The sequence below is a fragment of the Maribacter sp. X9 genome (genome assembly GCF_048537565.1).
Classification (GTDB): domain Bacteria; phylum Bacteroidota; class Bacteroidia; order Flavobacteriales; family Flavobacteriaceae; genus Maribacter.
The window spans coordinates 2,485,209-2,498,866 of the sequence record NZ_CP183215.1; the positions used below are offsets into that span (position 1 = coordinate 2,485,209).

General features: G+C 37.0%; 10 protein-coding genes. 7 read left to right on the top strand and 3 right to left on the bottom strand.

From position 1 onward, the window contains the following. The first annotated feature begins 23 nt into the window (after positions 1-23). From ACNR9Q_RS10565 to ACNR9Q_RS10575, 3 genes are read left to right on the top strand one after another with little or no spacing between them, the layout of a single operon-like run. Positions 24-2,459, top strand: a complete 2,436-nt coding sequence (locus ACNR9Q_RS10565) for a YfhO family protein (RefSeq protein WP_419211183.1) — start codon at positions 24-26, stop codon at positions 2,457-2,459. Then, the gene (locus tag ACNR9Q_RS10570) at positions 2,459-3,730 is read left to right on the top strand and encodes a glycosyltransferase family 4 protein (protein ID WP_419211184.1); all 1,272 of its coding nucleotides are present in this window, start codon (positions 2,459-2,461) and stop codon (positions 3,728-3,730) included. The genes ACNR9Q_RS10565 and ACNR9Q_RS10570 overlap by 1 nt, the downstream gene beginning before the upstream one ends. Next, positions 3,730-5,184: a lipopolysaccharide biosynthesis protein gene (locus tag ACNR9Q_RS10575; protein ID WP_419211185.1), complete on the top strand. Its 1,455-nt coding sequence runs from the start codon at positions 3,730-3,732 to the stop codon at positions 5,182-5,184. Before ACNR9Q_RS10570 ends, ACNR9Q_RS10575 begins: the two co-directional genes overlap by 1 nt. Here ACNR9Q_RS10575 and ACNR9Q_RS10580 read toward each other — a convergent pair whose 3' ends face one another. Next, the gene (locus tag ACNR9Q_RS10580) at positions 5,185-6,222 is read right to left on the bottom strand and encodes an AI-2E family transporter (protein ID WP_419211186.1); all 1,038 of its coding nucleotides are present in this window, start codon (positions 6,220-6,222) and stop codon (positions 5,185-5,187) included. It abuts the gene before it with no gap. Between the two features lie 147 nt (positions 6,223-6,369). Here ACNR9Q_RS10580 and ACNR9Q_RS10585 point away from each other — a divergent pair, with 147 nt between their 5' ends. Then, positions 6,370-7,245 (top strand): RluA family pseudouridine synthase, encoded by an 876-nt coding sequence (locus tag ACNR9Q_RS10585; protein WP_419211187.1) that lies wholly within the window; start codon positions 6,370-6,372, stop codon positions 7,243-7,245. 77 nt (positions 7,246-7,322) lie between these two features. On the opposite strand, the gene ACNR9Q_RS10590 is transcribed toward ACNR9Q_RS10585, so the two are convergent. Both ACNR9Q_RS10590 and uvrA read right to left on the bottom strand, forming a co-directional pair. Continuing rightward, positions 7,323-8,495, bottom strand: a complete 1,173-nt coding sequence (locus ACNR9Q_RS10590; RefSeq protein WP_419211188.1) for a hypothetical protein — start codon at positions 8,493-8,495, stop codon at positions 7,323-7,325. A 175-nt stretch (positions 8,496-8,670) separates the two neighbouring features. Next, a complete protein-coding gene (gene uvrA, locus ACNR9Q_RS10595; RefSeq protein ID WP_419211189.1) occupies positions 8,671-11,451 on the bottom strand; it encodes an excinuclease ABC subunit UvrA in 2,781 nt (926 codons plus the stop codon). Positions 11,452-11,694: 243 nt separating this feature from the next. Here uvrA and ACNR9Q_RS10600 point away from each other — a divergent pair, with 243 nt between their 5' ends. From ACNR9Q_RS10600 to ACNR9Q_RS10610, 3 genes are all read left to right on the top strand, one after another. Further along, positions 11,695-12,276 carry an RNA polymerase sigma factor gene (locus ACNR9Q_RS10600; protein ID WP_419211190.1) on the top strand — a complete coding sequence of 194 codons (582 nt, stop codon included), beginning with the start codon at positions 11,695-11,697 and terminating at the stop codon, positions 12,274-12,276. A gap of 74 nt (positions 12,277-12,350) precedes the next feature. Beyond that, entirely contained in the window at positions 12,351-12,494 is a 144-nt protein-coding gene (locus ACNR9Q_RS10605) for a hypothetical protein (protein WP_419211191.1), read from the top strand. A gap of 413 nt (positions 12,495-12,907) precedes the next feature. Beyond that, complete coding sequence (locus ACNR9Q_RS10610; RefSeq protein WP_419211192.1) at positions 12,908-13,489, top strand: RNA polymerase sigma factor; 582 nt, start codon at positions 12,908-12,910, stop codon at positions 13,487-13,489. The last annotated feature ends 169 nt before the right edge of the window (positions 13,490-13,658 follow it).

Consider the following 13,658-nt stretch of genomic DNA (forward strand, 5'->3'; position numbering starts at 1 on the left):
CTAAAACACTACTTATTTAGCAAATGAAGCAAGGTTTAAAATTCTTTTTTATCCATTTTTTTGTAATCGTATTTTTCGTCATTGCGGCCATCGCCTACTTTAGTCCCGTGCTTCAAGGCAAGGTCATATATCAATCTGATATTGCCCAATATACGGGCATGGCGAAGGAACAGAACGATTTCCGTAAGCTTAACGATGAGGAACCATATTGGACGAATAGCGCTTTTGGGGGCATGCCCACCTACCAATTGGGAGCTAATTATCCCTATAATTACATTAAAAAGTTGGATCGGTTGATCCGGTTCTTACCTAGACCTGCAGATTATTTATTCCTTTATCTTATTGGATTTTACATCTTACTTTGTTGCCTTAAAGTTGATTATCGCTTGGCAGTGGTTGGGGCATTGGCTTTTGGTTTTTCAACCTATCTTATTCTTATCATAGGGGCCGGGCATAATGCAAAAGCGCATGCCTTAGCTTATTTGCCTGTCTTATTGGCCGGTATAGTGCTCGTTTTTAGAAAGCGATACGTTTGGGGTTTTGTGCTCACAGCTTTGGCGATGGCATTGGAAATCACTGCCAATCATTACCAAATGACCTATTACTTTATGTTGTTGGTATTGGTGCTGGGTCTGGTGTATTTGGTCTATGCGATAAAACAAAAGCAGTTAAAACATTTTTTCATTTCGGTCGGTATTTTGGTATTTGCCGTAACCTTAGGGGTAGCCACAAATGCAACCGCATTGATGGCTACAAAAGAATATGCGAATTGGAGTACTCGTGGTAAAAGCGAGCTCACCATTAATCCTGATGGTTCACCAAAAGAAAATACTGGAGGTTTGAGTAAAGCCTATATTACAAATTGGAGCTACGGAATTGCGGAGTCATTGAATCTTTTTGTGCCCCGTCTTTTTGGGGGAGCTAGTCAGGAAAATTTAGGAGAGGATTCAAAATCGTTCAATTATTTAATCGACAAAGGGCTACCGAGATCAAGTGCATTGAATTTTGTCAGTGGCGTTCCTTTATATTGGGGGGCGCAGCCTGGCACTTCTGGTCCGGCTTATTTGGGAGCTGTAGTCTTTTTTCTTTTTGTGTTGGGACTATTTTTAGTAAAAGGCAAGCATAAGTGGTGGTTAGTGTTCGGAACTCTATTTTCATTGGTCTTATCCTGGGGAAAAAATTTTAGTGTCCTCACCGATTTCATGATCGATTATTTTCCGCTCTATGATAAATTCAGGGCGGTCTCTTCCATACAGGTCATTTTAGAACTGTGTGTGCCTATTTTAGCCATATTGGCCTTGAAAAAGCTATTTATGGATAAGGTACCCCATGGCGATAAAATAAAATCGTTGACCTACGCTACGGGGACAGTTTTAGGAATAGGTGTTTTATTATTCTTGTTCAAAGGCACTTTCGATTTTGTGGGTGCTGCAGACGCCAATTTGCGTATGACAGGGCTAGAAGAACTTCCTGAAATGTTACGTTTGGATCGTAAAAGCGTTTACACCAGTGATTTACTTCGATCTCTGGCCTATGTACTAGTAACCGCGGCGTTCATCTGGTTGTACTTAAAGGAAAAGCTAAAAAAGAATCTCCTTATTTTGACCGTAGGTGTTTTGGTAGTGGTCGATTTGGTCGGTGTAGATTTACGTTATGTGAACAATGATAATTTTGTGTCAAAACGTAAAATGTTGGAACCTTTTCAGGAAAATGCGGCAGATAAATTAATAGCAAAGGACGACGGTATTTTTCGTGTATTTGATCAGACTGAAGGTTTTGATTCGGCCAAGACAGCATATTTTCATCAAAGTATAACGGGCTATCATGCGGCCAAACCTGCGGGAATGCAAGATCTTTTTGATTATCATATTCTAAATGGAAATCTTTCTGTTTTAAACATGCTCAATATCAAATATGTGATAAGGCAGGACCAAGAAGGCAACTTATTTCCCATAGAAAACCCTAATGCGAATGGAAACGCTTGGTTCATAAAACAATTGAAACCTGTTACTAATGCGGATGCCGAAATTATGGCCTTGGATAGTCTGGATACCAAGAATATCGCCATAATAAATACTGCTAAATTTACAGAAGTTACCCAACTCGAGTATCAAGTAGATTCTACCGCATCTATTTCTTTGACCGATTATGAGCCAAATCACTTAACGTATGCCTCAAAAAATGGCAATGCGGGAATTGCCGTTTTCTCAGAGATGTACTACAAGAATGGGTGGAATGCTTATATCGATGGTCGTTCGAGTGACTATTTTAAAGTAGATTATGTACTGAGAGCTCTAAAAGTGCCTTCGGGAGCACACAAAATTGAATTTAAGTTTGAGCCTGAAGTCGTAGCAAAGGGTAGCAAAATAACTTTGGCAAGTACAATTCTATTAGGACTGATTATTGTGGGCGGATTAGGTTTTTCTTTTTGGAAACCTAAAAAAGAGAAAGAAGTCTAATGAAAAAGGTGTTGGTCATTACCTATTATTGGCCACCTGCCGGCGGACCCGGGGTACAACGCTGGCTAAAGTTTGTAAAATATTTAAGGGATTTCGACATAGAGCCCGTTGTTTACATTCCAGATAATGCCCATTATCCAATTTTGGATGAATCGTTTTGTAATGACCTTCCAAAGGATATTACCATTTATTCTCAGTCAATTTTAGAGCCGTATCGTCTTGCCTCTTTTTTTTCAAGCAAAAAGACCAACCGGATTAGTTCCGGAATTATTACGGCAAAAAATCAGTCCACGTTGGAGAAGACCCTTTTATGGATCAGGGGGAATTTGTTCATCCCTGATGCACGAAAGTTTTGGGTAAAACCCTCCGTAGCTTATTTAAAAGGAGTCTTGGAAAAAGAAAATATCGATACGATTATCACTACGGGTCCGCCCCATAGTGTACACCTTATCGGTTATTATTTAAAACAGCCCGGTTCCTTAAAATGGATTGCCGATTTTAGGGACCCATGGACCTCCATAGGCTATCATAAAAAGTTAAAGCTTACTTCAAATGCACAAAAAAAGCATAAAAAATTAGAAGCTTTGGTCCTTAATAAAGCGGATAAAATTATTGTAACGAGTGAGACTACAAAAAGGGAGTTTGAGCAAATTACCGATCAGCCCATTTCAGTTATTACTAATGGTTTTGATGTTCAAAGAACAGAAATTGTAGAGCTCGATAAAAAATTTACCATCTCTCATATAGGATCGATGCTTACGGGTCGTAATCCGAAGAATCTTTGGCGGATCCTATCTGAAATGATGAAAGAGAATAGTGATTTTGAGGATGCTTTAAGGTTGCAATTTATAGGAGTCGTCAGTGACGACGTACTTCATTCCATAACTGAGTTAGGATTAGATGACGTCGTAGAAGTGATAGGATATGTCTCGCATGAAAAAGCATTGGCGTATCAAAAAACCTCGCAAATTTTACTTTTGGCAGAAATCGATTCAGAAGAGACCAAGGGTATCATTCCTGGAAAACTATTTGAATACATGTACGCCAAGCGTCCTATTTTAGGGGTGGGGCCTAGCAATTGGGAGGTTGGCAATATTATAACCGAAACAAAGGCAGGGGCAATATTTGAGTATGAAGATACTATTGCCTTGAAAAACCTACTTTTAAGCTGGTTTGAGAAGTATCGGAATGCAGATCTATCAGTTTCCTCAAAAGGAATAGAACAGTATAGCAGAAGGGAACTTACTCGAAAATTAGCCGAATTAATTTAATGGGAATCGTACTAAAACAATCGTTGAACAATACCATTGTAACCTACTTCGGATTTGCGATAGGTGCGGTCAATACCTTGTTTTTGTATACCAATTTTATGCAAGCGGATAGTTACGGGCTGGTTCAAGTAATCTTATCTGTATCGGCGGTATTAATGCCTGTTTTGGCTTTTGGTGTCCCTAATAGTTTGGTCAAATTTTATTCAAGTTTCAAAGACGATAGCAAACAAGATGCCTTTTTAACTTTTATGTTAATACTACCATTATGGTTTATTATTCCCATTGCATTCCTCAGTTTTTTCGCAAATGAGACCATAGGTGATTTATTGTCGAAAGAAAACCCCGTAGTACGCGACTATGTTTGGCATATATTTCTAATAGGTATGGCAATGGCCTATTTTGAAGTATTTTATGCTTGGGCTAGAATTCGAATGAAATCCATATTTGGGAATTTTATGAAAGAGGTTTTTTGCAGGATAGCACAAACCATTTTATTGATTTTACTATGGCTAAAGATCATTGATATTGAATTTTTCATCAATGCCTTGGTCGGCTTTTATATTTTCCGCACCCTTATTATGAAAATCTACGCCTATCGTTTACGGATGCCAAAGTTGAATTTCACACTTCCTGAGAATTGGGTAAACATTGTAAAGTACAGCGGACTTATTATTTTGGGAGGTTCAACGGCCATAGTACTTATGGAAGTCGATAAGGTAATGTTGAACAATTTTCTTAAAATTGAAAATGTAGCATACTATGCCGTAGCAGGTTTTATAGCCTCTACCATTGCGGTACCTTCTAGGGCAATGCATCAGATTACATATCCTTTAACAGCTACCTATCTTAATAACAAGGATAAGGTAGCTTTGAAAATATTGTATCAAAAAAGTTCTTTGACCCTTTTTATTATTGCAGGATTACTTTTTTTATTGATTTTATTGAACCTGACAGAACTATATCAATTATTGCCCAAAAACTATTCTGGTGGGTTTATGATTGTTTTTTGGATCGGTCTTGCCAAGGTTTATGATTCGCTTTTAGGCAATAATAATTCGATTTTATATAATTCGGACTATTATAGGTCCATATTGTTTTTTGGAGTCTTCTTGGCGATTTTAGCCATTGTGTTCAATCTTTGGCTTATTCCCAATTATGGCATTAATGGCGCAGCAATTGCTAGCTTTAGTGCCTTCTTTATCTATAATTCGTTAAAGTTGTGGTATGTAAAGGCAAAGTTCAAAATAACACCATTTACCGGCGAAACTTGGAAAGTAATGGCACTTTTAGTGTTTATAGGAATTTTATTCTCTGCATTTTCTTTTTCTTTTCATCCCTTAATTAATATAGCCCTAAAAAGTGTATTGATGATTGCCATGTATTTGGGGGTACTATATAGGTATAGAATATCTGAAGATGTTCACGGGTTCTTAAGTAATTTTTTTAAAAAATAATTACATCTGAAGCTTATTCTTTTTGTGTGATTGCTGTAGTCCATAATGTTGTTTATAAATTTTTACGGTAATCAGAAAAAGGCTAATAATCAAGGGGCCAAAGATTAAGCCAACAAAACCGAATAATGGAATACCGACAATGACTCCGATTAAGGTAATAAGGGGATGTGTACTATCAAGCTTTTTAAGTACCACTAATCTAATTAAGTTATCTGTCATTCCTACCACCAGAATACCATAAATTAAAATACCCCAAGCTTGAAATTCATTTCCGTTTGCGAGGCTCAAAACGAAGACCGGAAAAATTCCAATAAATGTTCCAATAAAGGGAATCATTGAACCTACCGTTACTATTACAAACCAGAACAACGGATTTTCAACCCCAAATATAAAAAAGCCTATAAGCGCGATTATACCCTGCGCCAAAGCGACCAAGGGAATGGCGATGGCATTGGATCGCACTACACTTTCAATTTCTTCTCCTAAAATAACCAATGTTTTTTTACTCAATGGAACGTAAACCATTAAGGAATCCTTGAGCTCCTTAGGACTTTTCAGCATATAGTACAGGATGAAAAGCAGTAAACCAAGGGAAATAAAAATATTAAATGTACCACTCGCAAAACCTTGAAGATTATCCGTTAACCATCCGGAAGCCTGTTTTGGATCTATAGCCGAAGAAATATCATACTCAATATATTTTTCGAGTTGAAAAACCTGTTCCTTAAAGGCCTTCGTGACTTGTTCCGATTTATCGGCCAGGTTTCCAATTTGATTACTAAGCATAAAAACAGCTCCCACTAAGGGCAAGAAAATACCGATTAATGAAACAAAAACAAGGAGTAGTGCCGCCCACATTCTTTTCATGCCTTTTTTCAAAAGCTTCATCATCCATTTTCTAAGGATAACATATAAGGTTAGGGCCCCGAGTACGCCAGATATATAGGGCAGCATGTATTTTATAATCAATCCCCCTAGAAAGATGATTAAGGCTAGAATAACGACTTGCCTTATTATTTTATGATTTATCCTTTTCATATGGATCCATTTCTGGTGGACTAAAATTTAGGGTAGAAGGTAGAGTTATATTTTCACAAAAATTAGCTCACCACCTTAATTTAATAATTCAAAAATTTACCTTGCACCGCTAATGGAGCACCTCAAAATAATTTATACGCGCCCATAGTGAACACAATTGAAAGACATATCGCAGAAATCGAAGATGGGCCTGTGCGTTTGCAGGAATATGCAGTAGGTATATTTTCCAAGGCTTATACAAAATCTGCATTGAAAAAGGCTATTAAGCAAAAATTAGTTTTCGTGAATGGTAAAATAGCGTCGACGGCAGTTTTTATTAAAGGTGGTGAACTTATTGAATTGCGTCAGCCTGCAGAGAACAAAAAGGATACTAGGCTCAAGCTAAAGCTAGAAGTTATTTATGAGGATGATTACTTGGCAATTATCAACAAGCCGGCAGGTATTTTGGTAAGCGGTAACGGATTTAAGACCGTAGCCAATGCACTGGAACAAAATTTGAAGCAAAGTACTGTAGCGGATGTTGTAGATCCACAACCGGTCCACCGATTGGATTATGCCACCACGGGTCTTTTGTTGGTGGGGAAAACTAGTTCTACCATCGTTTCGTTAAATAAACTTTTTGAGGAAAAACATATTCATAAAACGTATTTCGCGGTTACCATAGGTCGTATGAATTCTAACGGAACCATTGAATTTCCTATCGATAATAAGAAAGCTATTTCGGTATATCATGTTATAGAATCCATACCTTCTGAGCGTTTTGGATGCTTGAATTTAGTGCGGTTAACTCCCTTTACTGGTAGACGGCATCAGTTGCGCAAACACTTACTTTATATAGGAAATCCTATTTTGGGCGATGCCACTTATTATTTGGAGGGCTTGTTATTAAAGGGTAAGGGAATGTTCCTACATGCCCAATCATTGGAATTTACACATCCTATTTCAGGTAATGTTTTGCATATAAGGAGCGAACTTCCAAAGAGGTTTGAAAAATTATTTCCGCGTTACGATTTTTATAATTAAAAATGGAGAAGTAAAAAAAGCCCCTTAACGAACGTATCCGCTAAGGGGCTAAACAACTAACCAACCTAAAAACTATTTTAATTTCTTCTATTACTTCTAGTAGTTGCCGATCTCGAACTAGCACTAGTTGAACTTCTGTTAGGTACCTTTGTTACGGATCTAGTGCCGCTACTTCTAACACTACTATTTTGACTACTACGGGAAGTGGTACTTCTAACCTCTGGTTTTTTATAAGTAGTGGAACTTCTCTTCACTGTAGTGCTACTAGGAGTTCTAGTAACTTCTCGTTTTGTAACTGTGCTAATATGACCATTTCTTGACCCGACATCGTTTCCTCGTTTAACAGTACGATTGGGAGGAGTACTCCTGGTCACTTCTCTTTTAGTTACCCTATGATCTTGGTTATTACGTCCGGCAAAATCACTGCTACGTCTTACCGTAGAACTTTGATTTACCTCAGTGCCTCTGTTATATCTTGCCGTATTATTCGAGGCAATACTTCTGTTGGTTCTTAATCCATTATCCCGTTGAGCAATCGATTTATTAGCTCTATACGAATTATCCCTCACGGCAACTCGTTTATCATTTCTATAAATCGTAGCTCTTTCAGGTCTAACTTTATTATATCTGTATGTCCTACCAATATTTACATATGCCTTTCTATAGTTATTTCTATATGGGTTATAATAGGTATAACGAACGGGGGTGTAATACCTTCTATAGGGTCTGTTGTATACTAAGCAAAGATTGATAGCTGGTCTGGCGAACCACCTATGAAAAGGTTGGTATACATAATGCCTGTTGTAAATGTTTATGTATCCCGTATGGTAATCGTAAAATCCACGGTTATTATAATAAACGTACATTCCTCCAATTCTGTTTACCCGTCTATTTAAATAGTTGATATCGACTTCACCGATTTGACTCACCCGACCATAATAGTCATAATAAATAGGAACATTCTCTACCTGTATAACTGCACCATAATCATCATATTGAGCGTAGGGACTATAGTCGTAACCTGAATTGAACGTAACGCCATTTCTTGTTCCGGATACCTGATTGTCTATATAAAAGTCAAACTCCCCATCTGGATATACAGCAAACGTAATACCATTTTCAACAAAAATGAAGGAGTTGTCATATCCATAAGCATTGCTTGTAGCAACCTTATCTTCTTTAATACCTGTGGCAAAAACACTTGTAGTGCCTAAAATCATCGCCGTAAAAAGGAGTACTAATTTTTTCATGATATAAGGTTTTAAATCTGCCAGAGGGCAGTGATTCTGAAGGTAACTATTTACATTCACTTAGTACATTACAAACAGTGTGCCAAAAAAATAAATAATCACTTAAAATATTGAATAACAATGTTTTAAGTAGTTCTAATGTTCCTATTCTTACAGATTTGGAATAGAAGGTTTCTTACTTCAATTTCTCCTTTAAATAGTTGGCGGTAAAAGAACCATCGTTTTTTGAAACCTCTTCAGGGGTACCTTCGGCTAATAAATAGCCACCATTTTCTCCACCACCTGGCCCAAGGTCAATTATGTAGTCAGCACATTTAATCAAGTCGATATTATGTTCGATCACAACGATGGAATGTCCTTTTTTAATTAATGCATTAAAGGATTTTAACAGTTTTTGAATGTCATGAAAATGTAAGCCCGTTGTTGGCTCATCAAAAATAAAAAGGGCTTTATCTTTGGTAGCCCCTTTTATAAGGAAAGACGCCAGTTTTATACGTTGGGCTTCGCCGCCTGAAAGGGTAGAGGAGGATTGTCCTAAAGTCACATACCCTAATCCAACATCTTGTAGGGGTTTAAGTTTAGTAACAATCTTGGTCTGTTCACCAGTTTCGAAGAATTGTATGGCATCGTCAATGGTCATATTTAAAATGTCATCAATATTGGCGTTATTGAAGGTTACTTCCAAGACTTCTTTTTTAAAGCGTTTGCCTCCGCAGTTTTCACATTCTAGATGCACGTCGGCCATGAATTGCATTTCAACCGTAATCTCGCCTTCTCCTTTACATTTTTCACACCGTCCACCGTCTACATTAAAGGAGAAGTGTTTGGCTTGGTAATTTCGTATAGTACTTAGTTTTTGATTTGCGAACAAATTTCGAATATCGTCATACGCCTTAATATACGTAACGGGATTGGAACGTGATGACCGACCAATTGGATTTTGGTCAACGAACTCCACATGTTTTATATGCTTATATTTTCCTTCTACGGAACTATGTTGTCCCGCTTTTTCACCGTAGCCACCAATTTCTTTTAAAATAATCGGGTAAAGTAACTTTTTTACTAACGTACTCTTTCCACTTCCTGATACACCGGTAACAACGGTGAGCATATCCAAAGGAAAAGTGACATTGATATTTTTAAGGTTGTGTTCGCGAACTCCTTTTATGGTGATGTAATTTTTAGAAGTACGTCTTTCTTTAGGAACTTTAATTTCCATCTTCCCATTCAGGTATTGCGACGTGAGTGAATTGGATTTCAATATTTCGCTTAGGGTTCCTTGGGCGACTACTTTTCCGCCATGGGTTCCTGCTTCCGGGCCGATATCAATGACCACGTCTGCAGCTTTCATTATATCTTCATCATGCTCCACAACTATAACCGTATTTCCTAAATTTCGTAATGAAATAAGGACTTCGATCAGGTTTTCTGTGTCCTTGGGATGCAACCCAATACTAGGTTCATCCAAGATGTACATAGAACCTACCAAGCTACTTCCCAATGAGGTTGCGAGGTTAATACGCTGGCTTTCCCCACCTGAAAGTGTATTCGATTTACGATTGATGGTCAGGTAATTCAACCCAACTTTGTTCAGGAACCCGAGTCGTGTTCTAATCTCTACCAATAATCTAGCAGCTATCGTTGCGTCATTTTCGGTAAGTTCTAGATTATCAAAAAATACGATTAGTTTTTCTATGGATAAACCAACCAATGATGAAATTGATGCTCCACCTACTTTTACGTAATCCGTTTCCGGTCGCAACCTTTTTCCATTACATACGTTGCACCTTGTTTTTCCGCGGTATCTGGAGAGCATTACCCTATTCTGTATCTTATAGCTTTTTTCTTCCAACATCCCAAAGAACTTATGTAGTCCAATAAAATGGTCATTACCGTTCCAAACCAATTGCCGTTGGTCTTCGGTCAATTCATACCAAGGTTTATGAATGGGAAAATCAAACTTATAGGCAGCGTTTACCAATTGATCTCGGTACCAACCCATACTTTCTCCTCGCCAAGGGAAAATTGCATTTTCATAAATTGACAGTGCGGTATTCGGAATAACCAAATCCTCATCGATACCGATGACGTCACCATAACCTTCGCATTTTGGACAAGCACCATAGGGATTATTGAAACTGAACAAATGCACATTGGGTTCTAAAAACGTCATGCCATCTAATTCAAATTTATTGCTGAACGAAGTCTGTTTTCCATCGGTTAATTCTTCAATGCTGCATTCCCCTTTACCTTCAAAGAAAGCTGTATCCACTGCATTTCCTAATCGGTTATAGAAATCTTCATCATTCTTCGTGATAATACGATCTATGACTAAATCAAATTTTTTACCGATATTTTGGGGTGCCTGATCTATTCGTAGAACTTCATTTTCATATTTGATACGCGCATAACCTTGCTTAGAAAAAAGTTCGAGCGATTTAAGAGCATCTCTATCCTCCCTTATCTGAATAGGGGCCAGTAAAAGTAGTTTGGTGTTTTCATCGTAGGTCTTTACATGGTTTACCACATCGGTAACCGTATGTTTTTTAACTTCAAGACCAGATATAGGGGAAAAGGTTCTACCGATACGGGCGTATAATAATTTTATATAATCATAGATTTCTGTGGTGGTACCAACGGTAGACCTAGGATTGGTAGAATTCACCTTTTGCTCAATGGCAATGGCCGGAGCAATTCCTTTAATATAATCGACCTTTGGTTTGTCCAACTTTCCCAAAAACTGTCTGGCGTACGATGATAGGCTCTCAACATATCTTCTTTGGCCTTCGGCATATAAGGTATCGAAAGCTAAGCTCGATTTTCCCGAACCGGATAATCCCGTTATGACAACGAGTTTATTTCTTGGGATGACTACATCAATATTTTTAAGGTTGTGCAGTTTAGCGCCTTTGATTATGATGTTTTCTTTCGGATTTATTTGGGCAAGTTTAGGCATATGTTATTCTATTTTGCAAAGATACGCTTTGACTTAATTGTGTACTAAAAAATGCCGTTTATCTAAAATATGGCCAGTACTTTTAACTTTATTTTTATACTATTTATTTTTTTCTATCTTTGAGGCCAATTAAAAATTCAATCTGCCTATACCGCAACTTTACTTTTTTTAAGTTAGAATAATCACCAAAAGCCCCTTTTTCTTTGAAACTGGGACTAGATTTTAACCCTTAAGGTAAAGCTTATGAACCTACAGATTGAAGATTCCCAATTAGTAAAACAATATATTCAAGGAGACGAAAAGGCTATAGAAGTGCTGATCAATCGTCATAATTCCCGTTTGACCGGTTTTATCTACTCTAAAGTAGGAGACCGTGAACTTACCGAAGACATTTTCCAAGATACCTTTATGAAGGTGATACGTACCTTAAAGAGAGGTGCCTATAATGAGGAAGGTAAGTTTCTTCCTTGGGTTATGCGCATAGCTCACAACCTTATTATAGATCATTTCAGAAAGCATAATAGAATGCCAATGTATAATAGTAAGGATAGTTATAATATTTTTTCTTTATTGGATGATGATCGATTGAATATAGAGAAACAGTTGATCAAAGACCAAATCGACGCCGATTTGATTAAAATGATAAAGGAATTGCCTGTTGACCAGCAGGAAGTTTTGGAAATGCGAATCTACAAGGGTATGAGTTTTAAGGAAATTTCTGATAATACGGGTGTAAGCATAAATACAGCCTTGGGAAGAATGCGTTATGCCTTAATTAACTTAAGAAAATTGGTAGAGGCCAATAGCATAGTTTTAACGAATTAATTGGTTACAGGTCGATAGGATCTACTATCTTCATTGAAGAATCGTTCTTTAGTTCAATCTAAACAACAATCGAGATGGAGAAAATATACTTAAAGGAAAAGAATACCTGTAAATTAATCAAGGCAAAACCAGAGACGATTAATTTTTTACTTTCCTATTCCAAATCTTTACAAATAACCGAAGTAAAAGGTATGCAGTTCGAAAGAAACCTAAATTAATACCTCTATAAATAGTATTGAACCCTTAGGTGAAAACCTAGGGGTTCTTTGGTTTAAGCTACTTTCTTTCTTTAAGGATAATATTACGGCTATGTTAAAGTATATCAAGTTTTTAGGGGTGTACATATGATGTCGACCATCCTTTATCCTACAAGTTTTAATCAGGACATGCTGTAAGAATAATCTTCATTCGAACACTTTGCTACCCATTCCGTTCATCCGACGAACTATGGGAAATCCCTTTTATTGTATAGAAATCTACTTTTTCGATGTTTCACATCATAATAGGGGGGTTTGACAACATACTTTTTTAAGCGGCGGCCCTTTTCTATAGTTTTATATCAGATTTAAAAAGTAAACTAAGTAACTAACAAGATTCCCAAATCTATAACCAATTAAAGAAAGTAACTCGTATGAAACTACAAATTGAAGACTCAGAATTAGTTAGGGATTATATCAGCGGTAACGAAGGTGCTCTTGAGGTATTGATTAACAGGCATAACCAACGTATTACAAGCTTTATCTACTCTAAGGTGTTAGATAGGGACATTACCGAAGACATTTTTCAAGATACCTTTATTAAGGTCATAAAGACCTTGAAGAAAGGTAAATATAGCGAAGAAGGTAAATTTTTGCCATGGGTAATGCGAATTTCCCATAACCTAATTATAGATCACTTTAGAAGGAACAAAAGAATGCCGATGTTCGAAGGCAGCGATGACTTCAATATATTCTCTGTAATCGGAGATGAAAAGTTGAACGCAGAAAAACAATTGATTAAAGATCAAATCGATACTGATTTAAGGCAATTGGTTGAAGAGTTGCCAGACGACCAGAAAGAAGTTCTTTTAATGCGTATATACAAGGATATGAGTTTCAAGGAAATTTCTGAAAATACGGGCGTGAGTATCAACACTGCGTTAGGTAGAATGCGATACGCGTTGATTAATCTTAGAAAAATAATCGATAAAAATAATATCGTACTTACCAATTAATTGTTGCGAAACACAGCATAAACAATATTTCCAAATTTGTTGCGTTATTTTAGTGTAACAACATTGGAACTATGGAAAAAATTTACTCTAATTATCAAGAACAGACCGGATTTAATAAAGTTTGTCCGAAGACAATCAACTTCTTGTTGAGTTACTCTCAGGCTCTTTA